At 68.6% G+C, this 26,240-nt stretch carries 26 protein-coding genes and 5 pseudogenes; 16 read left to right on the top strand and 15 right to left on the bottom strand.

Annotated elements, in window-relative coordinates; genetic code table 11:
• Positions 1-145 precede the first annotated feature (145 nt).
• Together ACIBK0_RS48750 and ACIBK0_RS48745 are read right to left on the bottom strand one after the other, a co-directional pair.
• Entirely contained in the window at positions 146-1,264 is a 1,119-nt protein-coding gene (locus ACIBK0_RS48750; protein WP_399095941.1) for a fatty acid desaturase family protein, read from the bottom strand.
• 7 nt (positions 1,265-1,271) lie between these two features.
• On the bottom strand, positions 1,272-2,327 hold the full coding sequence (locus tag ACIBK0_RS48745) for a ferredoxin reductase (RefSeq protein ID WP_399095938.1): 1,056 nt from the start codon (positions 2,325-2,327) through the stop codon (positions 1,272-1,274).
• Between the two features lie 86 nt (positions 2,328-2,413).
• Between ACIBK0_RS48745 and ACIBK0_RS48740 the strand changes: the two genes are divergently transcribed.
• The 3 genes and pseudogenes from ACIBK0_RS48740 to ACIBK0_RS48730 all read left to right on the top strand — a co-directional run.
• Positions 2,414-3,553 (top strand): PucR family transcriptional regulator, encoded by a 1,140-nt coding sequence (locus ACIBK0_RS48740; RefSeq protein WP_399095935.1) that lies wholly within the window; start codon positions 2,414-2,416, stop codon positions 3,551-3,553.
• A 194-nt stretch (positions 3,554-3,747) separates the two neighbouring features.
• A pseudogene (locus tag ACIBK0_RS48735) lies at positions 3,748-3,926 on the top strand (thioredoxin); the annotation flags it as partial.
• Positions 3,919-4,251: pseudogene (locus ACIBK0_RS48730) on the top strand (IS701 family transposase); the annotation flags it as partial. The pseudogenes ACIBK0_RS48735 and ACIBK0_RS48730, both read left to right, overlap by 8 nt.
• Positions 4,252-4,326: 75 nt before the next feature.
• On the opposite strand, the gene ACIBK0_RS48725 reads toward ACIBK0_RS48730, so the two are convergent.
• A complete protein-coding gene (locus ACIBK0_RS48725; protein ID WP_399095932.1) occupies positions 4,327-4,734 on the bottom strand; it encodes a RidA family protein in 408 nt (135 codons plus the stop codon).
• A 139-nt stretch (positions 4,735-4,873) separates the two neighbouring features.
• On the opposite strand from ACIBK0_RS48725, the gene ACIBK0_RS48720 reads away from it, so the two are divergent.
• Positions 4,874-5,254 (top strand): winged helix-turn-helix transcriptional regulator, encoded by a 381-nt coding sequence (locus ACIBK0_RS48720; RefSeq protein WP_399095929.1) that lies wholly within the window; start codon positions 4,874-4,876, stop codon positions 5,252-5,254.
• Between the two features lie 63 nt (positions 5,255-5,317).
• Here the strand turns inward: ACIBK0_RS48720 and ACIBK0_RS48715 are convergent, their stop codons facing one another.
• The 3 genes from ACIBK0_RS48715 to ACIBK0_RS48705 all read right to left on the bottom strand — a co-directional run bounded on the left by ACIBK0_RS48715 (position 5,318) and on the right by ACIBK0_RS48705 (position 7,054).
• Positions 5,318-5,974 carry a transposase gene (locus ACIBK0_RS48715; protein ID WP_399095926.1) on the bottom strand — a complete coding sequence of 219 codons (657 nt, stop codon included), beginning with the start codon at positions 5,972-5,974 and terminating at the stop codon, positions 5,318-5,320.
• The gene (locus ACIBK0_RS48710; RefSeq protein ID WP_399095923.1) at positions 5,944-6,546 is read right to left on the bottom strand and encodes a helix-turn-helix domain-containing protein; all 603 of its coding nucleotides are present in this window, start codon (positions 6,544-6,546) and stop codon (positions 5,944-5,946) included. The genes ACIBK0_RS48715 and ACIBK0_RS48710 overlap by 31 nt, the downstream gene beginning before the upstream one ends.
• A gap of 76 nt (positions 6,547-6,622) precedes the next feature.
• Complete coding sequence (locus ACIBK0_RS48705) at positions 6,623-7,054, bottom strand: ATP-binding protein (RefSeq protein ID WP_399095920.1); 432 nt, start codon at positions 7,052-7,054, stop codon at positions 6,623-6,625.
• 563 nt (positions 7,055-7,617) lie between these two features.
• Here ACIBK0_RS48705 and ACIBK0_RS48700 point away from each other — a divergent pair.
• Positions 7,618-7,962: a MerR family transcriptional regulator gene (locus ACIBK0_RS48700; protein ID WP_399095917.1), complete on the top strand. Its 345-nt coding sequence runs from the start codon at positions 7,618-7,620 to the stop codon at positions 7,960-7,962.
• Positions 7,963-8,041: 79 nt separating this feature from the next.
• Here the strand turns inward: ACIBK0_RS48700 and ACIBK0_RS48695 are convergent, their stop codons facing one another.
• From ACIBK0_RS48695 to ACIBK0_RS48685, 3 genes are all read right to left on the bottom strand, one after another.
• Entirely contained in the window at positions 8,042-8,476 is a 435-nt protein-coding gene (locus ACIBK0_RS48695) for a DUF2267 domain-containing protein (RefSeq protein WP_399095914.1), read from the bottom strand.
• Between the two features lie 63 nt (positions 8,477-8,539).
• Positions 8,540-8,935, bottom strand: coding sequence for a DUF2267 domain-containing protein (locus ACIBK0_RS48690; RefSeq protein ID WP_399095911.1), 396 nt, complete (start codon positions 8,933-8,935; stop codon positions 8,540-8,542).
• Between the two features lie 109 nt (positions 8,936-9,044).
• A complete protein-coding gene (locus tag ACIBK0_RS48685; protein WP_399095908.1) occupies positions 9,045-9,476 on the bottom strand; it encodes an Hsp20/alpha crystallin family protein in 432 nt (143 codons plus the stop codon).
• Positions 9,477-9,601: 125 nt separating this feature from the next.
• Here ACIBK0_RS48685 and ACIBK0_RS48680 point away from each other — a divergent pair, with 125 nt between their 5' ends.
• Positions 9,602-10,258, top strand: coding sequence for a type III effector protein (locus ACIBK0_RS48680; RefSeq protein ID WP_399095905.1), 657 nt, complete (start codon positions 9,602-9,604; stop codon positions 10,256-10,258).
• A 73-nt stretch (positions 10,259-10,331) separates the two neighbouring features.
• Here the strand turns inward: ACIBK0_RS48680 and ACIBK0_RS48675 are convergent.
• Positions 10,332-10,598 (bottom strand): annotated as a pseudogene (locus tag ACIBK0_RS48675) (VOC family protein); the annotation flags it as partial.
• Between the two features lie 816 nt (positions 10,599-11,414).
• Complete coding sequence (locus tag ACIBK0_RS48670) at positions 11,415-12,275, bottom strand: LysR family transcriptional regulator (protein WP_399095902.1); 861 nt, start codon at positions 12,273-12,275, stop codon at positions 11,415-11,417.
• 192 nt (positions 12,276-12,467) lie between these two features.
• On the opposite strand from ACIBK0_RS48670, the gene ACIBK0_RS48665 reads away from it, so the two are divergent.
• The 9 genes and pseudogenes from ACIBK0_RS48665 (at position 12,468) to ACIBK0_RS48625 (ending at position 20,961) form a co-directional block, all read left to right on the top strand.
• The gene (locus ACIBK0_RS48665) at positions 12,468-13,157 is read left to right on the top strand and encodes an isochorismatase family protein (protein WP_399095899.1); all 690 of its coding nucleotides are present in this window, start codon (positions 12,468-12,470) and stop codon (positions 13,155-13,157) included.
• Between the two features lie 253 nt (positions 13,158-13,410).
• Positions 13,411-14,559, top strand: coding sequence for an MFS transporter (locus ACIBK0_RS48660; RefSeq protein ID WP_399095896.1), 1,149 nt, complete (start codon positions 13,411-13,413; stop codon positions 14,557-14,559).
• Positions 14,560-14,821: 262 nt separating this feature from the next.
• Entirely contained in the window at positions 14,822-15,268 is a 447-nt protein-coding gene (locus tag ACIBK0_RS48655) for a GntR family transcriptional regulator (RefSeq protein ID WP_399095893.1), read from the top strand.
• Positions 15,265-16,179: an ATP-binding cassette domain-containing protein gene (locus ACIBK0_RS48650; RefSeq protein ID WP_399095890.1), complete on the top strand. Its 915-nt coding sequence runs from the start codon at positions 15,265-15,267 to the stop codon at positions 16,177-16,179. Before ACIBK0_RS48655 ends, ACIBK0_RS48650 begins: the two co-directional genes overlap by 4 nt.
• Complete coding sequence (locus tag ACIBK0_RS48645; RefSeq protein ID WP_399095887.1) at positions 16,176-17,162, top strand: transporter; 987 nt, start codon at positions 16,176-16,178, stop codon at positions 17,160-17,162. The genes ACIBK0_RS48650 and ACIBK0_RS48645 overlap by 4 nt, the downstream gene beginning before the upstream one ends.
• Before the next feature lie 128 nt (positions 17,163-17,290).
• Positions 17,291-17,695 (top strand): annotated as a pseudogene (locus ACIBK0_RS48640) (methyltransferase); the annotation flags it as partial.
• A 79-nt stretch (positions 17,696-17,774) separates the two neighbouring features.
• The gene (locus ACIBK0_RS48635; protein WP_399095947.1) at positions 17,775-18,965 is read left to right on the top strand and encodes an acyltransferase family protein; all 1,191 of its coding nucleotides are present in this window, start codon (positions 17,775-17,777) and stop codon (positions 18,963-18,965) included.
• Between the two features lie 105 nt (positions 18,966-19,070).
• Positions 19,071-19,838 (top strand): polysaccharide deacetylase family protein, encoded by a 768-nt coding sequence (locus ACIBK0_RS48630; RefSeq protein ID WP_399095884.1) that lies wholly within the window; start codon positions 19,071-19,073, stop codon positions 19,836-19,838.
• 301 nt (positions 19,839-20,139) lie between these two features.
• Positions 20,140-20,961, top strand: coding sequence for a transposase (locus ACIBK0_RS48625; protein WP_399095943.1), 822 nt, complete (start codon positions 20,140-20,142; stop codon positions 20,959-20,961).
• On the opposite strand, the gene ACIBK0_RS48620 is transcribed toward ACIBK0_RS48625, so the two are convergent.
• Both ACIBK0_RS48620 and ACIBK0_RS48615 read right to left on the bottom strand, forming a co-directional pair.
• A complete protein-coding gene (locus ACIBK0_RS48620) occupies positions 20,951-21,835 on the bottom strand; it encodes a carbohydrate ABC transporter permease (RefSeq protein WP_399095882.1) in 885 nt (294 codons plus the stop codon). The two genes, ACIBK0_RS48625 and ACIBK0_RS48620, sit on opposite strands and share 11 nt — an antisense overlap.
• Positions 21,832-22,329: pseudogene (locus ACIBK0_RS48615) on the bottom strand (carbohydrate ABC transporter permease); the annotation flags it as partial. The gene ACIBK0_RS48620 and the pseudogene ACIBK0_RS48615, both read right to left, overlap by 4 nt.
• A 187-nt stretch (positions 22,330-22,516) precedes the next feature.
• On the opposite strand from ACIBK0_RS48615, the gene ACIBK0_RS48610 reads away from it, so the two are divergent.
• A complete protein-coding gene (locus tag ACIBK0_RS48610; protein WP_399095879.1) occupies positions 22,517-23,806 on the top strand; it encodes an FAD-dependent oxidoreductase in 1,290 nt (429 codons plus the stop codon).
• 524 nt (positions 23,807-24,330) lie between these two features.
• On the opposite strand, the gene ACIBK0_RS48605 is transcribed toward ACIBK0_RS48610, so the two are convergent.
• Positions 24,331-24,840 carry a GNAT family N-acetyltransferase gene (locus ACIBK0_RS48605; protein WP_399095876.1) on the bottom strand — a complete coding sequence of 170 codons (510 nt, stop codon included), beginning with the start codon at positions 24,838-24,840 and terminating at the stop codon, positions 24,331-24,333.
• A 214-nt stretch (positions 24,841-25,054) separates the two neighbouring features.
• Positions 25,055-25,636, bottom strand: coding sequence for a hypothetical protein (locus ACIBK0_RS48600; protein WP_399095873.1), 582 nt, complete (start codon positions 25,634-25,636; stop codon positions 25,055-25,057).
• Positions 25,637-26,240: the final 604 nt, after the last annotated feature.

Below are 26,240 nucleotides of genomic sequence, written 5' to 3'. Positions count from 1 at the left end.
CCACACCACGCGGGACCCGCCATCCCGGCGCACCGCGCCGGACGCCACCACGGTGCTCCGCACCGCTCACCTCAGGACGCGATACCTCCCGAGCGTGAACGCCCCGGGGTTCCTCGCAAGAATCACGCTGAACCGATACCGGGAATCAGGCCGCGACGAGCTCCTGCTCGCGGGCCGGTGTTTTGACCTTGGGCTTCTTGTTCGGCAGCGAGAGCCGGAAGACCTTGCGCCACGCGGAGAACACCTGCTTGGGCAGCGGCCCCGTGACGTACTCCAGCTCGTACTTTTCGAACAACGCGCGCACCTTCACCGCGACCTCGGCGTACCGGTTGCTCGGCAGGTCCGGGAACAGGTGGTGCTCGATCTGGTGCGACAGGTTGCCGGTCATGAAGTGCATGGCCTTGCTGCCGCTGATGTTCGCCGAGCCCATCATCTGGCGCAGGTACCACTGGCCGCGCGTCTCGCCCTTGATCGACCGGCGCTCGAAGACCTGTACGCCCTCGGGGAAGTGCCCGCACATGATTACCGAGTGGGACCAGGTGTTGCGGACCAGGTTCGCGGTGAACGTGGCGGCGAGCGTGGTGAGGAACGACGGGCCCGACAGCAGCGGGTGGATCACGTAGTCCTTGAGCACCTGCTTGCGGATCTTGCGGCCCACGGCCTTGGCCCGCGCGCGGAACTCGGGGTTCTTGCGGCGGCGCTTGTGCAGGTTCTTGCCAAGCTCCAGGTCGTACGCTGCGATGCCGTACTCGAAGAAGCAGGCGTTGATGAAGTTCCACAGCGGCTGGCCGAGGTGGAACGGGTGCCACTTCTGGTCCTCGTCGACGCGCATGATGCCGTAGCCGAGGTCGTTGTCCTTGCCGATCACGTTGGTGTACGTGTGGTGCAGCTCGTTGTGCGAGTGCTTCCACTGCTCGGACGGCGAGACGTGATCCCACTCCCAGGTGGTGGAGTGGATCTTCGGGTCCCGCATCCAGTCCCACTGGCCGTGCAGGACGTTGTGGCCGATCTCCATGTTGTCCATGATCTTCGCCACGGACAGACCGGCGGTGCCGATCAGCCACGCGGGCGGGAAGATCGAGAACAGCAGCACGCCCCTGCTGACCAGCTCGAGCTTGCGCTGCGCCGAGATGACCTTACGGATGTAGGTGGCGTCTTTCTCGCCGCGGCTGGCGATCACCTCGTCGCGGATCGCGTCCAGCTCGCGGCCAAGCTCCTCGATCTGGTCCGCGGTCAGGTGGGCGGTGGGGTCGATGGCGGTCACGGTGCTCCTACCGTTCGATGTCGCAGGGGCCCGCCGCGGCGGACACGCAGGTCTGGATGAGGACGCCCGGCGCGGCCTCGGTGATCTCGCCGGTGCGCAGATCGCGGACGGCGCCCGCCTTGAGCGGCGTGACGCAGCCGAAGCAGATGCCCATGCGGCACCCGGAGGGCATGAGCACGCCGGCCTCCTCGCCGACGTCCAGCAACGGCGTGGCGCCGTCCGCGTCGACGGTCTTGCCGGTGGCGCTGAACGTGACCTCGCCGCCGTCGCCGGCGACGACGATGCTGGGGCGGAAGCGTTCGGTGTGCAGGCGCTCTGCGACGCCGTGCTCGCTCCAGTGCTCTTCGGCGGCGTCCAGCAGGCCCGCGGGCCCGCAAGCCCAGGTCTCGCGCTCGGCCCAGTCGGGCACGAGTTCGTCGAGACGGGCGATGTCGAGCATGCCGTCGGTGTCGGTGTGCACCTCGGTGAGCTGCAGCTTCTTGTCCGCGACCAGGTCGTGCAGTTCGTTGCGGAAGATCACGTCTTGCGGCTGTGGCGCGCAGTGGACCATGACGACGTCGTTGAACTCGGTGTCGCGCAGCATGCCCATCACGGGCGTGATGCCGCTGCCGGCCGTCAGGTAGAGCACCTTGGCGGGCTTGACCTCCGGCAGCACGAAGTCACCGGTCGCCTGGTCGAGCTGGATCAGCGTGCCCGGTTTCGCCCTGCGGACCAGGTGGTTGCTGACCTTGCCGTCCGGGATCGCCTTCACGGTGATCGTGACGCGGCCGTCCCGGCGTTTTGCCGGTGAGGTGACCGAGTAGGCACGCCACAGGCGCACCCCGTCGACGTCGACGCCGATCCGCACGTACTGACCGGCCGTGTGGCCGCGCCAGCCTCGTCCCGGCCTGATCACGATGGTCGCGGCGTCACCCGTCTCGGGGTGCACGGCCTCGATGCGCCCACGCAGGTCAGCGCCCGCACGCAGCGGGCTGACCAGGTCGAGGTAGTCCGACGGCAGCAGCGGTGTCGTGACCATCTCCAGCAGTTTCCAAGCCCTACTGCGGAGGGCTGCACTCGTCATGACTCCAGCTTGCTGTGCCTCAAGGCGTAAAGTCCTGACCGCTGGACGTAAATCTGGTCGGCTGAATTGTTCACAGGGAACAAAACATGAGCCATGCAATCCGGAGGGCCAGCGAACTGGCCCTGGATGAGACGACGGTCACCGCACTGCGGGCCGCGCTGAAGACCACTGCCGACGAGGTCGTCCAGGCGATCATCGACGAGGTCCCTCCCTACGCCAACGCCCTTTCGGGCCGCATGGGCGGCACCATCCGCCGAGCCGTCCGCACCGCCCTGGGGCACTACCTGGACCTCGCGAGCGGGAACGCCACAGGCGGCGACGCCGGTGACGCAGCCTACGAGTTGGGCCGCGGCGAGGTCCGGGACGGCCGTTCGATGGACGCCCTGCTCAGCGCCTACCGCGTCGGCGCCCGCGTGGCCTGGCGATGCCTGGCAGCGGGTGCCGTACCCGCAGGTCTGCCCGCCGCCGAGGTCGCCAAGTTCGCCGAGCTGACCTTCGCCTACATCGACGAGCTCTCCGCCGCGAGCGCCGCGGGCCACGCCGACGAACTGGCCGCCCGGGGCCGGGCCCACGAGCGCCACCTGGAACACCTGGCCCGCGACCTCCTCGCCGGCGCGAGCCCGGACGTGCTGCTTGTCTCTGCTCAACGGGCCGGGTGGCAGCCTCCGGTTTCGCTGACTGCGGTCCTGCTGCCCGCCGCCCAGGCCCGGCCTGCCTACCGCGCGCTCGACCCGAGCACCCTCGTCCTCGACGATCTGCCGGACGCCTTCGGCGTGCTGCTCGTCCCCGATGCCGACCGATCACATCTCTTGCGGCAGCTGACCGACCGCACCGCCGTGGTCGGCCCGGCCCGGCCATGGACTCGTGCGTCCGCCTCGTACGCACGAGCCGTACGCGCGCGCTCCCTCTCCTCTGATATTCGCGACACCGAGGACCACCTGCCCGAGCTGGTGCTGAGCGCCGACGTGGACGCGTTCGCAGACCTGCGTGCCCGAGCCCTCGCACCGTTGCGGACCTTGCCTGTCGCAACCGCGCGGCGGCTGGAGGAGACGTTGCGGGCGTGGCTGCTCCACCAGGGCAGGCGGGATCAGGTGGCGGCGGCGTTGTTCGTCCATCCCCAGACCGTCCGGTACCGGATGTCGCAGCTGCGGGACCTGTTTCCGGATCTCGCATCGCCGCACCGGGTCCTTGAACTGACGCTGGCGGTCGGTCTTCGGGTCAGCTGACGCGTTCTTCGACCGTCCAGGACCGCGTCCGCGAGCGGTCCAGGAATCGTGCCTCGTCCTCGGTGCCCCCACGCTGTTACCACCTTTAGGTGCCCTACACGGAGACGCTGCTCCGGCACGCAACGAAACCCGATGCCGAGTACCTGAAGCACGTCACCGAGCATCACCTGAGCGACTGGTACCGGGATGTACGCACCGGGACATGGCCCAAGGCAATCGAGCCCTGCCGGTGATGGACCTCGTCGTGGGTGGCATCGCCGACGACTACACGGGCCGCCTGACGGCCGTCCGCGCCGACATCACGCGTTGTCCGGCCGCAACCGAGCGATACGGGATCACCGGAGCCCCGTCCTACGTCCTGCTGAAGAAGGGAGGAGACCTTCCAGACCGAGAAGGGGCTCGCCGGACTCGACGATCACCAGGTCCGCCGCTTCGTCTCCTGGACCCGCTGGGTCACCCTTGCCATGCTCGCCCACGCCTTCCTCGCTGCCGTCCGCGCCGACGAACACGCCCGGCACCCCGCCCCGGAGGAGCTGATCCCGCTCACCTGCAACGAGATCCAGCGCCTGTTCGTCGCCCTCGTCGTCCGACCCGTCCACGACGCCGCCCACCGGCTCGGCTGGTCCGACTGGCGGCGACGTCATCAGGCCCGGTCCCGAGCCGGCTACTACCACCGGCAAGCCGCGAACCAGACATGATGTGCCGAGCGCGCTGGTTGGCAACTGCGCACCGCAGTTGGCCACTTCGGTGCTCAGCGGGCGAAGGGCATCTGTTCAGCCGAGGACCGCGGTGGCTTCGATCTCGACCAGATGGTCGGGAACGTCCAGTGCCGCAACGCCCAGCAGCGTGGCCGGCGGGACCGGGGTGGTTCCCAGCTTTGCGGCCGCCCGGGAGATCCCCTCCAGGAGCGGGGGCATCTTGTCGGGAGTCCAGTCGACAACGTAGAAGGTCAGTCTTGCCACGTCGTCGAAGGAGCCGCCGGCCTCGGCCAGGGCGGTGCCGATGTTGAGGTAGCACTGCTCGACCTGCGCGGCGAGGTCGCCTTCGCCGACCGTGATCCCCTCGGCGTCCCAGGCGACCTGCCCGGCGATGAAGACCAGCTTCGACCCAGTTGCGATCGAGACCTGCCGGTAGACATCGATCTCGGGCAATCCGCTGGGGTTCACCAGGGTGATGGCCATGCCGTCCGTCTCCTTGTCCGGGCATCGTAGGCCCGTGCTCGTCACTCCAGACCCTCGTGGTCTCTTGTGGTTACTCAGGAACCGTAAGAGAGTGGTCGCTGACATGGAAGAACGCACTTTTTAGTGACTGAGGAACCTGATGGTGACCAAACAGATCAAGGGCCGATCCGAGGAAGCGGACCTCAGGCGCGCGGACTCATTGGCGCGAGAGATCTTCTCCGACGTCGCCAACAAGTGGGCGTTCCTGATCATCGAGACTCTCGGTGAACGCACCCTGCGATTCAGCGAGCTGCGGAACGGGATCGAGGGCATTAGCCACAAGATGCTCACTCAGAACCTGCGCATGCTGGAGCGCAACGGCCTGGTCGAGCGCAGCGTGCACCCCACCGTCCCGCCGCGTGTCGAATACACCCTCACCGAGCCGGGCCAGGGCCTACGCGCAACCGTCGACGGAATGTGCGACTGGACCCACCGGTACTTCGGCCACATCGAGGCCGCCCGCCACCGCTTCGAAGCCTGACGGCTGATCACGATATACAGCTGGAGTATTAGTACTCCAGCCGCACTTTGACGTTTTCCCTGTTCAGGGGCGGTTTGGGTGAGTGTAGTGGGCTGGTTGTCGGCCCGTGTTCGCTTTCCCGTGCCGCCCCTCGATCGTGTGCAGCCGCCGCTGATAGTGGCAGTCCGGGCAGCCTCCGGGCGTGATCGACGAGCGTGCAGTGGTGGGTGGTGCGGGTCTGCCCCAGATCCAGGGTCGGGCGCGGGAGTTGAGCTGACCGGTGGCGACGTTGATGGCGTGGGTGATGTGGCCTGGGTCGCCGAAGGAGCGTCCGGCCAGGGCGGTCTTGCGGAAGGTGCGCCACCAGCCTTCTTGGAGGTTGAGCCAGCAGGCGCCGACCGGGATGAAGACGTGCTTGATGCGTGGGTGGTCCTCGAGCCAGGCGCGGGTGGACACGCTGTTGTGCGAGGACAGATTGTCCGTGATCACGTAGATGTCCCCGGCGGGGTTGGCTTCCTCGACCAACTGGAGGAACCGCTGGTAGAAGGCGCTGTTGCGGGAAGTGGCGGTCATCGTGATCGCTTGACCGTCGCGGACGCGTAAGGCGCCGTAGACCCAGGTTTTCTCCGGCCCGCGGGAGTAGTCGATCTCGTTCTTGACGCGGTGCCCGTCCGGCGACCAGCCCGGTGCCGGTGGGACAGCGCGGGGGATCACCGGGCCGAGTTCGTCGGCGCAGACCACCGTCGCGCCGGCGGGCGGGCTGGTATAGAGCTCGACGATCCGCGTCCTTTTCCCTCGAAGTCCGGATCCTTCGAGCGCGTCCAGGATCGCGTGCGCCGCCAGCGGACCCCTTCCGCGAGCAGGATCCGGCGCACCTGGGTGCGGCTGACCTCGATGCCCAGGTCCCGGGCCGCGGTGTCCAGCGTGTCCAAGGTCCGCTCCGAGGGCCCTGACTCGTCCGCGGCCCACATCTCGTTCGAGGGCTGCACCTCGAGTCGGCCGGGCGGGGTCTGCTTGACCAGGCCAACGATCCTCGAGCGTTCGGCTTCGGTGATCCTTCGCTTGCGGCCCTGCCCGCCCAGATCCTCCAAGCCCTCCAGCCCCAAGCGGTTGAAGCGGTGCAGCCAGCGGCGCACCGTCTTCTGACTGCACCTCAGCTCGTCGGCGATCTGCGGGACCAGCCACCCGTCCCAGCTCAGCTCCACCATCCGGCACCGCTCCACCACATCCTTCGGCGCCTTTCTGGCCGACGCCAGGCGGTGGACCACCGCCTGCTCACCCTCGTTACGGCCCGGCCGTGCCCTCAGCACCATGACCCAGCACCCGCCCCCGAGTACCCGCAACCGCCCCGCTACCAGCAGCTATACCCACCGAAAGCGGAATCCAGCACTAAGGAGTTCCTGCTGCCGGGGTCGCCGTGGGAGGCGGACGTGGATGGTCTTGCCCCGCCAGGGGCCGGGGGTGATGGTCACCTTGCTGGTGAGGCGACGGACCACCGAACCCGCCGGTGCCAGCGTTGAGGTCGGGGGCACGTTCCCGCGGGGGTGCGGGGTTGAGGTCGCTGACGGCGACGTTCACCGCATCGGCGGTGGCGGTGAGTTGGAGGGTGTATCGGCCGCCGCCGTGGCGCAGGCCGTTGGTGGTGAGCTCGGACACCCCGAGTGCGAGGGTTTCCGCCGTCCCGGGGGCCGCGGCCGGGTCCAGCTCGTCGGCGAAGGCGCGGACGGCGTCACGAGCGTGAGCGATACCGGCGGGACTGTCGCCTTCGGCACGCACAGAGACCCTGGGGACTCGCGCGCGCGTCGTCTGCGTGTCGGTCATGCGCTGCCACCTCGCCCTTGGATCGGTTGTGCGGCCCGGCTCAGCGTGTGCCCGCCCGCCGGGGCTTCACCCGGGACGGCACTCTTCCGGGTGCATTTGCGGCAGAAGCCCGCGCATGGGCTCGCAAGAAAACCTGTTGCGGTCACAGTAGACATTGGCTCGTCGCAGGGTTATTGTTTCTGGCGTACCCAGGAAGTCGATGAGGGTGCGGCAGAGATGAACTGCCGTGCATGCAGGTCAAGCAGGACGCGGCCCCCTCCCCCAGGGGTTGCGAGCAGTACCCGCGTTATCCAGCAGTACAACCGTGTAACCGAATGAGGTAAGGAGCAGACGCCATCAGGATCGCCCGGGCGAGGAAGAAGTCCGCCCGGGTACCGCAAGGCCCCGGATTGGAAGGTGGTCCCCGGTCACGCATCCGCGATCCCTGCAGGCCCGCCCTCCCGGGCGGAACCTGCGGACAAAGAAGGCCGGCACAGTTGGCCGGTAGATGGTGTTGAAAGCTCGGGGCCCGGGTGCCGTACGGCGCTCGGGCCCCCCGACGTGTCCCCTGGAAGAAGAGGTCTATGCCCCCTGCCAGTTCCCGTCCCGTCGACAATCTCGACGATGACGACTACCCCGCCTACACCATGGGCCGGGCCGCCGAGATGCTCGGCACCACCCCCGCCTTCCTCCGCGCCCTGGGCGAGCACCGCCTGATCACCCCGCTGCGCTCCGAAGGCGGCCACCGCCGCTATTCCCGCTATCAACTGCGCATCGCCGCCCGCGCCCGCGAACTCGTCGACCAGGGCACCGCGATCGAGGCCGCATGCCGCATCGTCATCCTCGAAGACCAGCTCGAAGAAGCCCAGCGCATCAACGAGCAACTGCGCACCCAGGGCGGCGAGGCACAGCCGAAGGCCCCGGCCTGATCACCACGCCGGGCGACAGGCGGACAACACCGACCGCCGGTGAGTGAAGCCGCCTTCATCAGAGTGCGATGGCACGCGCTCAGGCAGCTTGGGTGAGTTCGGCGCGGCCGAACAGAAGCGCGTAGCCGGTGGGGAGCTGGCGCAGGATGCGGGTGAGCAGTTCGGGGCCGGCCAGGGCGGCGACGGCGACGAGGACGGAGCCGGTGTCCCAGCGGGTGGTGGCCAGGGTCATACCGCTGCGGGTGGCGAGGTCTTTCACGAAGGCCCAGCCGGTCAGGGGCTCAATGTCGGGGATCTGTTCGGTGAGGATGCGTGCGGCTTGAAGGGGCAGGCGGGCGGCCAGTTCGACGCGTTCCTCGCCCGTCAGCTGGCGTCCGAGTCCCGATAGCACCAGGCGGACGGCTTCTTCGGCCCGTTCCCGGGTGGGGTAGGCGCCTTCGTGGCGGACCTTCTCCAGCATCTCCTCGTACGTCATCACGGGCGCGTGCTGGAGCAGTGCACGTCGGTCGGACATCACTGCGGTGGTTGCCTTTCTGTCACCGAGCGTGGTGTCGGTGCTCCGACACCGGGGGTGTGGTCACGTGGGCTGGGGGCGGCCGAAGAGGAGGTCGTAGCCCGGGGGGAGCTGGAGCAGGATCTGCGCCAGTAGGTCGTCGCCGGCCGCGTCGGCGACCGTGCTGAGGACGGCGCTGACGTCCCAGGTGGCGGTCTGCTCGGTGGCCCCCTCGATCCAGGCCGCCGTCGCCCTGATGAACCGCTCCGGTGGCAGCGGTTCGGCGCTTTGCAGCGGGTTGAGCAGGATCAGGGCGAAGCCCTCCGGCAGGCGCGCCGCCAGCTGGGCACGTACCTCGCCGACCAGGTGTGCGCCCAGCAGGGCAAGGACCACGCGGGCCGCGCGTTCTGCTTCCTGCTCACTTTGGTATTCGCCGCGCTCCTTGACCTGGTCGAGGAACGCTTCGATTCGCAGGGTCACCTCGGCCGCCACCCTTCTTCGGCTGCTGTGCTCCGGTGGGTGCGGAGGGCGGGGTGAAGGGGAGATCAGGTGCCCGCCCTCCGCCGTTGATCGGCTCTTTTCGCCGGGGTCAGCCGGAGATCTCCTTGCGGGAGGATTCCCCGCCGATGGCGATCTTGCGGGGCTTGGCGCGCTCGGCGATCGGGATGCGCAGGGTGAGCACCCCGGCCTCGTAGTCCGCCTTGATGCGGTCGGTGTCCAGCATGTCGGCCAGCACGATCTGACGGGAGAAGACGCCCAGCGGCCGTTCGGAGAGTTCCATCTGCACGTCGTCGGCCTTCGCCACGGGCCGGCGCTCGGCCTTGACGGTCAGCATGTTCCGCTCGACGTCGATGTCGATCGCCTCCGGGCTCACCCCCGGCAGGTCGAAAGCCACCACGTACTCGTCACCCTCGCGGTAGGCGTCCATCGCCATCGCGGACGGCCGCGACCACGTGCCCGGGCCCACCAGCTGCTGAGCCAGCCGGTCGAGCTCACGGAAGGGGTCGGTGCGCATCAACATCGTGAAACACCTCCAGAAGGTTCGCGGCAGTACCTGCCAATGCGCCTTACGCAAACCGTTGTAACATGTCATCCAATGGATGACAAGCACGCAGTCATCGAACCGACGACACTCGGGAGGTGTCCATGACAGCAGCCGACCAGCCGGCCTCTTCCCGCACCGACGGCCGCAGCCCGACCTCGTTCCTCGCCGCCGCCGCGGCCCTGCACGCCATAGACGACGCTCTGTATGCCGCCCGACAAACCACCTCCGACGCCCCTGATGCCGGCCCCGGACCGGAACAGGCCCTGGCCTCCCTCCTGCTGCTGCGGCAGGTCCGCGAACAGCTCGCCGGATGGGAAACCGGCCTGATCGAAACAGCACGCGGCGCGGGCGCCAGCTGGGCCGACCTCGCCCACCCGCTCGGCGTCGCCAGCCGCCAGGCCGCCGAACGCCGCTACCTGCGAGGCCGACCCGGCCCCACCGGAACCACCGGCGAACAACGCGTTAAGGCCACCCGCGAACGCCGCGCCGCCGACCGCACCCTCACCGCCTGGGCCCGAAACAACGCCGCTGGCCTGCGCCGCATCGCCGGCCAGATCACCGCCCTCACCGACCTCCCCACCGCCGCCCGCCTCCCGCTCAGCCAACTCGACGCGGCCCTCGCCCAGGACGATCCCGCCGCCCTCGTCCGCCCCCTGAACGCGACCCGCCCCCACCTGACAACCGTCCACCCCGAGCTCGCCGCCCGCCTCGACGCCCTCACCAACTCCGCCGACGCCACGATCGCCGCCTCCGACTGAGTCGGCGCTTCCAGAGCCGGTACAGCTGTCGGCGCTGAGAGGGATCTTGCTGCCGGAGGCGCCGTCAGCACGTGACCGAGCCGCCCAGCGCCGTCACCCGGCCGAGCATCTCGTCGACATCGTCGACACCGATGCTGAGCAGGATCCGCGGTGCCGCCCCGGTCCCCGGGTTCGTCTTGGCCACCAGCCCGAGGTCGGTGTCGCCGATGCGCAAGCCGAGGTAGAAGGCCGGGCCTTCCGCCGGCACCCGGAAGACCTCCTCGGCGCCGAACAATTTCGTATAGAAGCCGAGCAGGACGTCCTGGTCGGCAGTGATGATCACTGGCTGGATGGTGGACATGGCACTCCTGTCGCGAACGGTCGTGTCGCTGGGTAGACCGTTCGAGGACGGTGAACTCATCGGCAAAACCGCCCAGAAGGCGCCCGCAGCCGACGGCACCTGCGCGCGGTGCCGCGAGCGGCCCGACGAACTCGCGCGCAGCGACCGGGTACCGCAGCCCCCGGCGACCGAGACCACCAGCTCCAGGGTCACCAGGTCTCGCGCGTACTGGCGGTACACCAGGAGGTCGATCCGGTGATGCGGCATGCCGGCCGCCACGGTGTCGTAGCGGGTGAACTCCGTCGCGACACACACGACCCGCGGATTGCTCCAGTCGACGGTCCGTCCGACATCCTCGCCCAGCCGTTCCACCACGAGCGACGGGTGGTCGAACAGCGGCTCGGTAGTGTGCAGCAGGTCGAAAGCGATGTAGATGGCCGGGCTGGCGGCCGCGCCGGCGCGGATCGCGGCCTCCCGGGTGCGATGCACCGGGCGCTGCAGCGCACCGAAGTCCGGCCGGCGCGAACCACGATCTCCCCATCGAGCAGCACGGCCCTCGCACCGACGCAAGAGCAGCCGTGATCTCGGGAGACCGGGCGGTGTAGTGCCGAGCGGCAGTAACCCATCTGATCGACCGCGAGAGGGTCATTTGTGGGAATCGGGTTGGTCGGGGTCGGCCGCGAGCCAGTCACGGACCGTCTGCGCGTACGGATCGCCGTGACGAGTTCCTCAGCCGTGCTCCGCCGACGCCATCCGCCAGTTCGGCGAACACCGACTCGCCGACCTCCTCGCCCGCCACCCCCAGGTGTCCGCCCTGCTGTGCGGCCAGGCCGCTGCCTACGTGATGTGACGCAGCAGAGCGGTGACGGCCGGAGACACCTGCCCGCGGGGATGCACCACCATCACCTTCCAGGTCGGTGCGTTCTGGGCGAACCGGCGTGTCGTCAGGTCGGGAAAGCGGGCGGCCAGGGATTCCGGCATGATGCACACGCCCAGGTCCAGGCGAACCAGGTCGGCGGCGCTGAGAATGTCGTTGACCTCGAAGGTGGCGACGCGGTCGACGAGGGCCGTACGAAAGGCACGGTCGACCGAGTGCCGGATCGCCCAGCCGACGGGGAATTCCACCAGTGACAGGCCGGCCACCTCGGCGAGGGTGACCGGTCGCTCGGGTTCCACGGCGCGCCCCGGCGCCGTGATCAGGACCATCTCCTCCTCCTTCAGCAGGCGTGCGGCCAGTCCTCGCTGCTGGGGACGGGCCAGCGCGACGACGGCCACATCCATGGTGGCGTCGCGCAGTGCCCGCAGGAGGTCGTCCGCTGACGCCTGGCGAAGCCTGACCGTCACCTGCGGATGCTGGTGACGGAAGGCGGCCAACGCCTGGGCGAGGCCGGTGTAGAGACCCTGCATGACGCCGATCGCGATCTCTCCCCGGAGCTCTGCTTTGGTCAAGTCGACGGCGGCTCGGGCCTGTTCGGCGGCCTGTAGCGCGGCACGGGCGGCCGGGAGAAACGCCTGGCCCGCCGTGGTGAGGGACACCCGGTGGGTGGTCCGGTGGAACAGCGATGCGCCCAACTCGCGCTCAAGAGCGCGCACCGTGGTGGACACCGCGGACTGCACCACGTGTAGGCGTCGCGCCGCCGCGCTGAAGCCGCCCTCCTCGGCGACCGCGACGACGACCTCCATCTGCCGAAGATCCATCCCACACTCCGTACGGCCGAACCCCAGGCTATCTCTGAAAGAGATTACCGTCATCTTGAACCATCTCCCCGACATGGGAAGCGACCACTGCGGCAGGGGGTTGAAGAGGTCATCAGCAGCAAAGGACGCTGCTGGTGAAACCAGGACATTCGGCCCGGTGCCGGACGTCCGCCCTTACCCCAGGGAGACATCATGTCGAGCAACAACGGCCTCATCGACCCCGCAGACGCCGCGGTACTGCTGGTGGACCACCAGAGCGGTCTGCTGCAGATCGTCAACCACACCAACGTCCGCGAGCTGCGCAACAACGTGGCCGTACTGGCCAAGGCCGCCGCCCTGGTCGGCGCCCCGGTGATCGCCACCGCATCGGTCCCCGAGGGCCCGAACGGCCCGCTGATCCCGGAGGTGTTCGAGAACGCGCCCAAGGCGACGTATGTCCAGCGTCACGGCGAGATCAACGCGTGGGACGTGGAGGGCTTCCGCCGCGCCGTCGAGCAGACCGGCCGCCGTACGCTCCTCGTCGCCGGCATCATGACCAGCATCTGCGTCGTGGAGCCCGCGCTGTCGGCCCTCGCCGAGGGATACGACGTGTACGCCGTCATCGACGCCTCGGGCACCTACTCCGACGAGGCTCAGCGGATCTCGATCGAGCGCCTGAGCCGGGCCGGCGTCAAGGTCATCGACGTCCTTGGCGTGGCGGCCGAGCTGCAGAAGACCTGGGCCCGCGAAGACTGGGCGGACTGGGGCGGCATCTACGCGAGTGTCAGCCCGGGCTACGCCGCCGTCATGGAGTCGGTGGGCCGCGCCCAGGCGGAGGCCACCGGCGGCGAGGCCGCTGGGGCCGAGGTCAAGTGGGCCCAGGCCCACGGCCAGCTGGCCTGATCGTCCCGTGAAACTTCCCGATGCCGATCGCGGCCGGGATCGCGTCGCTGCTGCCCCGGGCTGATGGGCCCGGGGCAGCGACCGACCCCCACGGCCGACGTCGATCCCGGACGCCGGCCGACAACCTTCACGAAATCGGAGCAGTCACATGTCGTTGTCCGGACCGCGGCCCGCTCGCCGGGCACCCGCCGAGGGCGGCGACACGCAACACTCGGCCCGCAGGTACGGTGCCGGGTTCTGGATGATCGCCTCGGTGTTCGTCACAGCCATGGCGTTCTCCACCGTCCCGACGCCGCTGTACCCCCTGTACCAGGCACGCGAGGGCTTCTCCACGTTCACGGTCACGATCGTCTTCGCCGTCTACGCCATCGGCGTACTGACCAGTCTGCTGCTGGCCGGGCACGTCTCGGACTGGATCGGCCGAAGGAAGGTCCTGATCACGGCGCTGACGCTGGAACTGGTCGCCGCCGCGCTGTTCCTCACCGAACCGTCCCTGCCGGTCCTCCTCCTCGCCAGGCTGGTCACCGGCCTCGGTGTCGGCATGCTCACCGCGACCGCCACCGCGCACCTGCACGAACTGCACAGCGCGCACCGCCCCGGCGCCTCCTCGCAACGCTTCGAGGTCGTCTCCACCGCGGCCAACATCGGCGGCCTCGGCTTCGGCCCACTCGTCGCCGGCCTCCTCGCCCAGTACCTCGACGCGCCGCTGCGCCTGCCCTACCTCGTCTTCGGCGCCCTGCTGCTGATCAGCGTCGCCGCGGTCGCGCTCACCCCCGAGACAGTCGAGGAGCAGCCCGTCAGGCCGACGTACCGCCCGCAGCGCGTCAGCGCCGACCACGGCGACCCGGCCGGATACGTGGCCGCCGCAGCCGCGGGCTTCGCGTCCTTCGCGGTCTTCGGCCTGTTCACCTCGCTGGCCCCCGGGTTCGTCGGCCACACCCTGCACCACCCCTCCCGCGCACTGGCCGGGCTGATCGTGTTCGCCGTGTTCGGTGCCGCCGCGGCGGCCCAGTCGCTCACCGGCCGCCTCGATGCCAAGATACGCAGGAATATCGGCCTGTTCGCCCAGGCCGCAGGGGTGGCAGCACTGGCCATCGGCATGCGCACCGCCAGCTTCCCCGTATTCCTGGTGGCCGGCATCGTGGCCGGCATTGGCGCCGGAGTGCTGTTCAAGTCCGCGGTCGGCACCGTCGTGGCCATGGCCACGCCCGCCAAACGCGGCGAAGCTCTCGCCGGGCTCTTCCTCATCGCCTACCTGGGCCTCACCCTGCCCCCGATCGGCCTCGGCATCGCCACCCTCTACACCACCGTGACCGCCGCAATGACGTGGTTCACCGGCGTCCTGCTCGTCCTCCTCACCATCGCGGGTGTACTCGCCCGCCGCCCCGGCGGCACCGGCTGAGCGCACCGTCCGCCGCCGAGTCCAAGACCCGGTGCGGCCCCGCGCCCGGCCGACTCGACCAGCCCGCCCCCAGGTCCGGAAGGTGCACTCCCACGACGACGCCGGTCGACCGCATACCCCTTATCCGCCTGCCTGGCAGGGGATCACCCGGCGGTGTCGGGGGTGCACTAGTTAGGGCAGTGCTCCTGTTTGACAACGCTGCCATGTTCCCACCATGCTTGTATTAATTCATTAGTGGAAGTGTGCTGGACGCACTGTGGTCATGGAAGGTGATGTGGTCGAGTACCGGATCGACCGTGGCAGCGGCGTACCGGCCTATGTGCAGATCATGGAGCAGACCGAACGGGCGCTTCGGATGGGCACGTTGAAGGTCGGGGACAAGCTGCCCACGGCCAGGGAGGTAGTGGCGGAGACCGCCATCAACCCCAACACCGTGCTGCGGGCCTACCGCGACATGGAGCAGGCCGGCCTGGTCGAACTGCGCCGCGGGCTGGGGACCTTCGTGACGCGGTCGCTCGCGCGGCCCGGCGCGGAGGACCACTCGCCCCTGCGCGCGGACCTCACCGCCTGGACGGCACGCGCACGGGCGGCGGGGCTCGAACGGGCCGACATCCTCGCCCTGGTCACCACCACCCTGGACGCCTACGACAACGAGCAGGACAGACAGCAGCACCCCGGGCGACGGGGAGCGGAAGAGGAGGACGCATGACCGGGCCTGACGCGCCGGCCGCGCTGCGCGCCACGGGACTCGGATTCCGGTACCGGGCGCGAGGCGGCTGGACCCTGAGAGACTGCGAGTTCACTGTGCCCGGGGGCCGTATCGCCGCCCTCGTCGGACGCAACGGCGCCGGCAAGAGCACCCTGCTGCATCTGGCCGGCGGCCTGCTGCGCCCCCGCACCGGGGAGATACAGGTACTGGACGCCGCCGCCCCGGGGACTCCCGAGGCCCGAGCCCGGGTCGCTCTGCTCACCCAGGACAAGCCGCTCTACCCCCGCTTCACCGTGGCGGACACCCTGCGGATGGGGCGGAAGCTGAACTTCTCGTGGGACCAGGCTGTCGCCGAGCGGACGGTCCGCGAGGGCGGCATCGCACTCGCGGCCCGTGTCGGCGAGCTGTCCCCCGGGCAGCGCACCCGCGTCGCGCTCGCCCTGGCGCTCGGCAAGCGACCCGAACTGCTGCTGCTCGACGAGCCGATGGCCGACCTCGACCCCGTGGCGCGCGGTGAGATCATGGCGGCGCTGATGGCCGAGGCCGCCGAGCGCGGCACGAGCATCGTGCTGTCCTCGCACGTCCTGCCCGAACTGGAGCAGACCTGCGACTGGGTAGTGGTGCTGCGGGACGGGCGTATCGAGCTGTGCGAGGACGCCGAGGTACTGCGCGAGAACCACGCCGTACTGACCGGGCACGCCGACCAGGCCGATGCCCTGCTCGCACGGCACACCGTCGTACACCGCCGGGCCGGTGGCCGACAGCTGACCGCCCTGGTACGGCAGCGAGGGCCACTGCGCGGCGACTGGCACGTCGAGCGGCCCAGGCTGGAGGACATCCTGATCAGCTACCTCCGCGCCGGCGACACGGTGCGCCCGGACGGCGCCGAGCCGACGGAGGCGGCGGCGTGAAGGACTCCCTCCGGAACGGTTCCCTCTGGAGCGGTTCCCTCTGGCTCGCGTGGCGCCAGCAGCGAGTGCTGGTCGGCATCGGCGCGGCCGTCCTGGCCGCCGCCGCGGCGATCGCCGCGTACTACCGATCGGGCATGCTGGACGCCCTGCACAGTGGGCTGTTCGACCACTGCGGCACCGGGCCGCTGTACTGCACCCAACCCGGCACCGGCCTGCCCCTGCTGCTGGACACCGAACCGCTGAAGTACCTGGGGACGTTGAACATCGCGCTGCCCGTCATGATCGGCGTCTTCTGGGGTGCCCCGCTGCTGGGCCGCGACCGGGAACTGGGCACGCACCGCATGGTCCTCGGCCAGGGCATGAGCCGCGGCCAGTGGTTCGCCTCCCGGATCGCCCTCGCCGCGGCGACCACGGTGGCCGTCTCCGGCCTGCTGGCGGGAGTGTTCGCATGGTGGTGGCGGCCGGCCGCCGACCGCAGCTACGGCCTGTTCTGGTACGACAGCACGGCCCTGAGCGGCTCGGGCCCGCGCGTCGTGGCCGCCGCTCTCTTCGGCCTGGCGGCAGGCACGCTGCTGGGTCTGCTGGCCCGCCGGGTCCTGGCCGCGATGGGCCTGACCCTCCTGGTCACGGGGGCGATGACCCTCCTGCTGGAGTGGACACACAGGACGCGCCTGCTGGTCTCGGCGCATACCTACGTAAGCGCCGGCAGCGTTCCCAAGCCGCCGATGGGCGAGAAGTGGTCGACCGGCCACTACGGCCTCATCACCGCCTCCGGCCGCCACGACGACGTCTTGAACTGCCCCTTCCCCTCAAGCGCCCAGCTCAAGGAGTGCATGGCCCAGCACGGGTACGTCGCCCGTTTCTACGAGGCCAATCCCGTCGGCGACTACTGGACCTTCCAGTGGACCGACACCGCCGTCCTCGTCGGCCTCGCCATTCTGCTCACGGCCGCCACCATGCTGCTCCTGCGGCGCCGCGTCTGACTGCGCCGCGTCTGACTGCGCCGCGCCACTGCATCGGTCATTCCCTCATCAGGGGTCCCCCTCAATCCGGGCCCCTTCTCAACGGTCCCCCTTTGCAAGGGTCCCCTCAGCACGGAGGTCACTTCGCCATGCCCGCTGACGCCAAGTCGCCGAAGAAACTGGGCGACAGCCGCGCCGCCCTCACCCACAAGATCGACTACGCCCTGCGGCACCACGGCAGCGTCACGCCGTACCTCAGCCGGGACGCCTGGCTGCGCCTGAAGCACCCCGACCACGTCGGCTACAACCGGGCCGCGATGGCCTCCGACACCCACCGCAACCTCGAGGCCGCGGTCGGTAGCCAGACGCACGAACGGTGGCTGGCGCTCGGGCAGATGCAGTTCGACTACCTCGTCGAGCACGGGCTGCGCCCCGAACACCGCATGCTCGACGTCGACTGCGGCAACCAGCCGCGGCGGCTGGCGCTTCATCGACCACATCGATACCGGCAACTGCCAGACATCTCGCCCGACATCCTGATGGCCGCCAAGAAGTGAGGTGACCCCCGGAATGTGGATACTCCTTCGTCGTACGCGACGGCCGATCCCGGGACATGGGGTGCGTCGCATGAGTCTGCGCCATGGAACAGGAAGGCAGATCCAGGAACGCAGTAAGCCGAGTGGGTCCATCGACTCGAGTAGATCGCAGAGTGGGCAGGCGCGCCTGGCCGCAATAGACGGGCTCCGCCTGGTAGCAGCGGTGATGGTGGCTGCGTATCACTTTCTGGGGACGCCCACCCCGCACTTCTGGGGAAAGACCGAGCTCAGGGATTTCGCCCCGTTCCTGCATGAGGTCAGCCGCTACGGCTGGCTCGGCGTCGAGTTCTTCTTCATCATCAGCGGATTCGTCATCTGTATGAGCTGCTGGGGACGGACTCCCGCACAGTTCACGGTCTCCCGCATATCACGGCTCTTCCCGGCCTACTGGTGCACGGTGCTCCTGGTCGTCATGCTTGTCCTGGTCGCACGGATGGGCCATTGGCCTGCCGCCACGCACATCGACACTCGTACAGTTCTGGGAAACCTGACGATGGTTCCGGGGCCACTGGGGCTCAAACTGGTCAGCGGAGTCAGCTGGACACTCTGGGTGGAGGCTCGCTTCTACCTGCTGATGGCCGTGCTGCTCATCTCCGGACTGTCCTATCGGCGGATGGTTGCTTTCTGCGGAGCGTGGCTCCTGGCCGGTGTCATCACCCTTGAACTTCACTCGCCACTGCTCAACGAATTCGTACTGACCCGATACATCGGCCTCTTCGTCGCCGGGATCGTGCTCTACCTCATGCGCAGGTTCGGACGGAACCTCCTGCTGTGGCTTCTGCTGGGTTTCGCCTGGTGCTACGAACTCACCGTGCTCGAATTCCGGGTGGCCGACCATGCCACCACGTCCCCCGGCGAGGGCCGGCCCTCCTGGGCCGTGTGCGCGGCCATCATGACCCTCTGTCTCGGGCTGCTGGCACTGGCCGGTGTCGGACCGTGGGCGGGACTGCAATGGCGTTGGCTGGTCACCGCCGGGGGGCTCACCTACCCCTTCTACCTCGTCCACCAAAGCGTCGGAATTCCCCTGGCCAAGGGCTTGATCAAGGCAGCTCCAGGGCTGGGGCCGTTGCCTTCGATAGCGGTGTCCGTCATCTGCATGCTGGGTCTGGCCGCGCTTGTCCACACGTGGGTGGAGCGTCGGCTCGGACGCCTCCTGAGGCAACGCCTGACACTTGACGTGCACCTGCGAGACCTCGCGGCGAAGCCGGGCTTCACCAGCACGCGGTAGCGGGTTCGAGTGGTCCCGCGGTCGCCGCGCCGAGAACAACCTGAGCGCCGTGAAGGTCGTCACTAACCAATTGCCGCAACAACTCGAACCATGGAAAGGTCTCGCATGCCCCTCAAGGTGCGAATACGACGGTCTCGCATACTCATCGCCGTCGCAACAGCCGTGGCCGTCGCGCTGATTCTGGCACTGACGGTCACGACCTACGATCACACCTCGCCACGAGCCGCCCGCGGCAAGGCATCGGGATCGGTGGCCGGGAACGTCGACTGCCGCAAGGCGAAGTGCGTGGCCCTCACCTTCGACGGCGGCCCCAGCCTGACGACCCCCAAGCTGCTGGACATCCTGAAGCAGGAGGATCTGCACGCGACGTTCTTCGTGCAGGGCAAGGGCCACATCGAGAAGTACCCCGAGATCCTGCGCCGCATCTCGCGCGAGGGACACGAAATCGGCAATCACACGTGGTATCACGAGGTTTTGACGGATATCGACGCGGACGACGCCCGTCAGGAGCTGACCCGGACACAGAGCGCCATCGAGAAGATCACTGGAACCAGGCCCATCCTGATGCGTCCGCCGGAGGGCCGCACCAACCGCGATGTGGCCAAGATCTGCCGGGACTTGGGACTGGCACAGGTGCTGTGGAGCGTCACGGCCAAAGACTACGAGACGACCGACTCGGCCCTGATCACCAAGCGGGTGCTCGACCAGACCCACCGCGACGGCATCATCCTGCTGCACGACCTGCACAAAGGAACCGTGCCCGCCGTACCGGGAATCATCAAGGCACTCAAGCAGCGCGGCTACACCATCGTCACGGTCTCGCAGCTGCTCGCCCCCGCCAAACCCCAGCCGGGGATGGTCTACCGGCCCTGAACAACCGCAACAGATCCACACCGTCAGGCAGCGGCGATCACCATCATCGACGCCACTAAACCCAAACGACTCAAATGCACACCAAAGCCCACAAGTTACCGGTATTGGGCTTAGCTTGACTCTGTCGGGGATCTTGGTGTTTCCCGGTGCGGCGGCATGATCAACGGGCATGTTCGGGGCTGTCCCGTAGGCCGATGTCGCTGTTGGGGTGTGCGTTGTCGCTCCGTTCCCGTTCCGGTGAGCAAGTCCCTTCTCTGACCGCGCAGATCGCGCGGGCGAGCAACCCAGGGACGACTTCCACATCGACTTCGACCGCCGACAGGTCACCTGCCTCCAGGGCCAGGTCAGCCAGGGCTGGCACGGCCCCTACCCGACCTCCTCACCCACCGCAGCACCCCTGATCGTGGCCCGGTTCACCAAGAGCCAGTGCCGCCCCTGCCCGGTCCGCACCCGGTGCACCACCACCGCCGACAGCGCCCGGACCGTGGGCTTTCCCCCACGAGAACTCCGCGACCTGCAACTCCGCGCCCGCGCCGAGCAGCAGACCCCCGACTGGAAGACCCGCTACGCGGTCCGCTCCGGAGTCGAGGGCACCATCAACGAGTTCGCCCACGGACACGGCATGCGCCACTGCCGCTACCGAGGACAGCCGAAAACCCAGCTGCAACACGTACTCACGGCCATCGCCGTGAACATCGAACGCCTCAGCGGCCTGCCACCGACTGAGGAACCCGCCTCACCACGGCCACCGACCGCCTTCCAGACCTTCCTAGACCAGCACGGCATCCCCCGGTCGAAGTCCTGGCGAACGCTGGGCAATTGGCCTCGACCGCTCCAAGATCCCCGACAGAGTCAAGCTCAGCCGCCCTCATCATCGATAGAAATACGGCTTCTCACACCTTCCTCTCAACGAATCAACAACACACCCGATCAGCCACCGCCCCGCACACCAACTACCTCACCTGCGAACAGGGCCGGAGGTACTGGACCCCGAGGCTGTGGTCGGGCATGTCGTCCCCGACGGCCCCGCCCGGGCCGTCAGGAAGGCCATCCGCGCTGTCTATCGAGGAGGTTCTCGGCGAGGTCCCGGAGGAAGCCGAGGGCTTCACCCGTCAGTCCTTGACGGAGCCCGTGGCGAGGCCGCCCTGCCAGTAGCGCTGGAGCAGGACAAAGGCTGCGATGAGCGGACGGATCGAGACGAGTGATCCGGTGATGACGATCGAGAACAGGGCGTGGGCGCCGCCCACTCCGGCCGCCTGGGCCTGCCACTGGGCAAGGCCGATGGTCACGGGGTACAGGTCAGGGTTGTTGAGCATGATCAGCGGCAGGAAGTAGTTGTTCCAGCTGGCCACGAGCTGGAAGAGCAGGACGGTGACGAGTCCCGGCAGGAGGAGACGAAAGCCCACCTGCCAGAAGGTACGGAACGCGCCGGCTCCGTCCATGCGTGCCGCGTCGATGAGGCTGTCGGGAACGGCGTCCTCGGCGTACACCCGGATCAGGTAGAACCCGAAGGGGCTCACCAGCATCGGCACGATCACCGCGAGCGGTGTGTTGACCAGCCCCATCTTGCTGAACAGCAGGTACGTCGGAATCGTCAGCACGGTGCTGGGCACCATGATTGAGCCCAGCACGATGGAGAAGAGCAGATTGCGCCCCGGGAAGCGGAACTTGGCGAAGGCATACCCGCCCAGCGCCGCCAGAAAGGCCGCCCCGACCGAGCTGACCACGGCGTAGAGCGCGGTGTTGAGCAGCCACCGGCCGTAGACGCCGCCGTCGTAGGTGAACACGTCATGCAGGTTCGCGAAGAAGTCGAAGCCGCCGCCGAACCACAGGCCGAACGTGGAGAACAGCGAGCCGTTGTCCTTGGTGGCCGAGACGACGAGCCAGAACAGCGGCAGCAGGAAGTAGGCCAGGCAGGCCAGCCTCAGCAGGGTGAGCACATTGCTGCGTCGGCCGGACGGACGGTGAGCCGGGGTGGAGGTGGTGGGACTGGTCATGACTGGCGGGCCCTCCGATGGGACGCGAATTGCACGGCGTAGGAGACGACCACGATCACCGCGCCGAGCAGGAAGGAGACGGCCGAGGAGTAGTTCACTTCCTGATTGGTGAAGACGAGCGTGTAGGCGTACATGTTCGGGGTGTACGACGTGCTGATGGCCTCCGGCGCGAGCCCGGACAGCAGCTTGGGCTCGTTGAACATCTGGAAGGTGCCGATCACCGAGAAGATCACGCTCAGCATGAGTGCCTGCCGGATGGCGGGGATCTTGATGTGCCAGGCGATGCGCCAGGCGCCGGCGCCGTCCATGGCCGCGGCCTCGTACAGCGTGGGCGGGACCGACTGGAGCGCGGCGAACATAATGATCATGTTGTAGCCGACGAACTCCCAGGTCACGATGTTGGCGAGGGAGGCGAGTATCCAGTGCGGGCTGAGGAACCCGGGGGTTTCCAGGCCGACGCCCCGGGCCAGTTGGGCGAACGGGCCGAAGTCCGGACGGTCTGCACCGGGAGGTTGCTTCGCCCAGATTTTGGTCAAGGTGGGTCACTTCGGTAGGCCCGCTCCGGCGGGCGGGGGCACACTCGGGCACGGAGGGGGACGGGTGCGGCGGCCGTTGGCCGGCGCACCATCCCGGAGTGTCGCGCCGTCTTGGGGAAGGCGGCGAGGACCAGTTGGGGGATTCATGACGCAGTCTCTTCCGGGGCAGCGCCCTGCCCGCGAGCAGGCGTTCGCCGGGAGCGCGGGGCTTCCGATTGTCGTGGTGGGGGCCGGGCCGTACGGGTTGTCGGTGGCCGCGCACCTGCGGGCCGCCGGGGCTGCGGTGCGGATCTTCGGTGAGGTGATGGGCAGTTGGCGGCACGCCATGGCCACCGGGATGTTCCTGAAGTCGACGCCGGCCGCCACCGACCTGTCGGCACCGGAGCCCGGCGGGCGTCTGGCGGACTTCCGCCGGGTGCACGGCCAGGGTGAGCTGACCGAGCTGACGCCGATCCCGTGCGACGTGTTCGTGCGCTACGGGCAGTGGTTTCAGAAGCGGTACGTCGGTGAGGTGGATCCTGCCCGGGTGGTGGCCGTCGACCAGGCCACGTCCGGCGCCGGGCTCGTGGTGCGGCTGGACGATGGGCAGGAATGCGCGGCCGCGGCCGTCGTCGTGGCCACCGGCCTGAACGGACTGGCCCACATTCCGAAGGAGTTGCTGCGGCTCGCACCCGAAGGGCCTGGGCCCGATGCCCTGGTGTCGCACACCAGCCAGCACACCGACCTGTCGGCGTATGCGGGCCGGCGGGTCGCCGTGATCGGCGGGGGCCAGTCCGCGCTGGAGAGCGCGGCGCTGCTGCACGAGGCCGGCGCCGAGGTGGAGGTGCTGGTCCGCGACCGGCGGGTGCTGTGGGGGATGACGCCCGACCTGGTCCGCCCCTGGGCCCAGCGCCTGGCCAAGCCCGCCTCACCGCTGGGAACCGGCTGGATCCTGGCCGCGGTGTGCAAGGCCCCCGGCGCAGTGCGGCGGCTGCCCGCGTCGGCCCGACTGCTGCTGTTTAGGCGCGCGTTGGGCCCCTCGGGCGGCTGGTGGCTGCGGGACCGGGTGGAGGGCATCGTGCCGGTACGCAACTCACGTCGAGTCGCCCACGCCGTGGCGACATCCCAGGGCGCGGTCCGCCTGGAGGTCACCGGGACCGACGGCACGTCGCCGGAGACCCTCACCGTCGATCACGTGCTGACGGCCACCGGCTACCGCCTCGACCTGGACGCCGTACCGTTCCTGTCGCCTGCGCTACGGCGAGTGCTGGCCTGTGTGCAGGGCTCGAAGGCTCCGCATCTGACCGGGACCTTCGAGTCGTCCATCCCCGGCCTGTACTTCACCGGATCGCTCGCTGCCCCGATGTTCGGGCCGATGATGCGGTTCGTCGCCGGAACCGAGTTCGCCGCCACACGCATCACCGGGGACGCTCTGCGGTTCGCCACCGTACGCTGACCGCCTCGGTGCCGTCGGCCGAACCGAGGGGAAGACACCGCCGCTGAACCGGAATCCGATATCGGCTTCGCCACCGGTGACCGGGGACCCGAACCCTGCGTCAGCAGGTCGGGCAGCCGGTTCGGTGCAGGCCGTGCCCCCGTGAGCGCGTTCCTGGAGGGGCCGCTCCGCCATCCGGCTGAAAGCCACCTGCCCGTTCGGGCCTTGCTGGAGCTCTTCATCGGCCACGACAACAAACACTGAACGCAGTCCGGCCCCCCCTACAGGAGGACGCTGGCGGGCTCGCGCTCTGCTGCCGCATCAGGAGGCGGGGGGGCACCGCGCGGGTCAGCGGCTCCAGGTCTCCGCACACGGCCTTTACTTACTTACTGGTGGGCTCGCGTATTCAACTGTCGCCAGTTCTTGGGTGCAGCGAGGGCGATGTTGACGGTGTGTAGCGAAAGCAGCTCGGTGACCCCATTGCCTTGCCCAGCCAGCGTGGGCGGTGCCGCCGAATGTGCTCGGCGGCTTCCCCGCATTGATAGTCAGTCGTGCGTCTCCGCAGGGGTGTTGAACGAGATCCATACGTCAGGAGGCAGGTCGGGCCGACCTGGTATCGGTCTGCGTTCCTCTGTCCATGCGTCGTCGGCGATCTCCGTGGCGACGCGACGCCAGAAGTGCACCGCGGCGATGTTGGCATCCTGAAACGCGACTTCCCACGAGCCGGGGTGTCTGGCCGCGATCTCCTGAACAGCGTGCAGCCCGATCCTTGTCCGCCGTGCGCCGCGCACCACGAAAAAGCTGTTCAGCACCCGTGTCGGGGCGGTCAGACTGCGGACGAATGCGAACCCAGCGGGGCTGTCACCGCTTGTGAGGAGGTATGGCGCCCAGTCGGGCTCAGAGAAGGCCATGTGGAGCCGGTCGCTGCGGAAGGTTCCATCAGTGTTGGGCAGCAGACTGCCGAACTCCGACATGTCATGGCGGAACATCAGCCATAGCCGCTCCACTACGGGGCGGTCGGCGATGCCTGCGAGGCGAATGGATACGTCTGGCACGTGACTCCTTTGCAGAGGTGGCCAACCGGCGCGCGCCCCGCATGCCCGGATCGGGTGATACCGAGGCTTGGGGCTGACGCCTGTTTGATGAGCGCTGGTCCCCGGACAAGCGGCGCCAGGGCATGAAAAAAGCCTCCCTGGGCGGATGTTGTATCCGGGCCAGGAAGGCTCACTACTGACGAAGATCTTAGCAGGTGAGTGCACCAGCCTGCCTTCACGTTCCGCGGGCACAGGTCTGGGCGTGTGCATGGTCGTCCGTGTGATCGCCAGCGGCGTATCGGCTCCATGTCCCGCCGGCCTCTCTGATCAGGCGGCTGGTGGTTTTGTCGTGGTAGCCGAGGGCGTCCGCGACGACAGGGGCGGGCAGCTCGAGGAGCTGCTGGCGGATGGCGGCGCCGCGGGCAGCGGTGGCCGGGACCCCGACCTCGTTCAGGAGCGCGGACAGATGATCCGGGCGGGACGGCTGGCCGGCTCGGCGGCCCGGGAAGAGCCAGCGGGACGCCGGGTTGGTGGCGGTGTTCATGTTGTCGCGGTTCGCGATGTGCTCCAGCAGCAAGTCAGCGACCGGTGCGGGAACGGGCGAGGCTGGATCCCCGAGCCTCAGCAGCACGGTCTCGCCGACGCGGATCACGTCCTCGACGCTGAGCCGGACGATGCGGCTCACGGGCTGCGCGTAGAGGAGCACGATGACTCCTGCGACACGCAGACGCATCGGAATCTCCGCGTCGGTCAGCAGTCGGCCGAGGGCATCGAGGCGCTCGTCCTCGCTCAGTGCGGCCCGCCGGGAGACCTTCATAGCGGGGATGGAAAGAGAACGTCGGCAGTGGCGGCCCTGCACGGCCCAGTTGAGGAAGGCTCGCAGGCAGGTGCGGCCGTGTTCGGTGTTCTCGGCGTACCAGGCGTCGATGTCGATCTGGCCGCAGGAGCGAGGGTGCTGTTGCGCTCACCGAGCCATTGCAGGAAGGCGGTAGCGTACTTGATCTGCTCGGCGGCGAACCGCCGGACGCTGGGTGTGATGTGGCTCCGCTCGGCGCGGGCCCGCAGCCGAGGAAGGACACGCCAGGTCGCGAAAAGCCTGATCGTCTTGACGTGCTCGGGATCGGCGATGCTGGCCAGGTGCCCGGGAAGCCAGCGCTGGAGGAACAGAGATACTTGTCGACCGCGGGCAGGACTCCGCACGCCATCAGGAGTTCTTCCAGATGAGCGGCGGCCCGCCAGGGCTGGAGCTCGTGGAAGGCGTCGTGGGTCAGCGGGACCTGGCCGAGGCCGAGCCGCCGCAGCAACTGTGAGACGTTTCCCGGCTGGCCACCCTGGTGCGCGTCGCTGGATCAAGGTGGCGGGTCGAGGAGTTTTTCCAGTCCGGCAAGGGCCTGGCGGCCCTGGACGAGCACCAGGTCCGC

The sequence above is a fragment of the Streptomyces sp. NPDC050564 genome (assembly GCF_044457265.1).
Classification (GTDB): domain Bacteria; phylum Actinomycetota; class Actinomycetes; order Streptomycetales; family Streptomycetaceae; genus Streptomyces.
The sequence above is the reverse complement of the archived record's forward strand: the minus strand, read 5'-3'. Positions and strand labels throughout refer to the sequence as shown.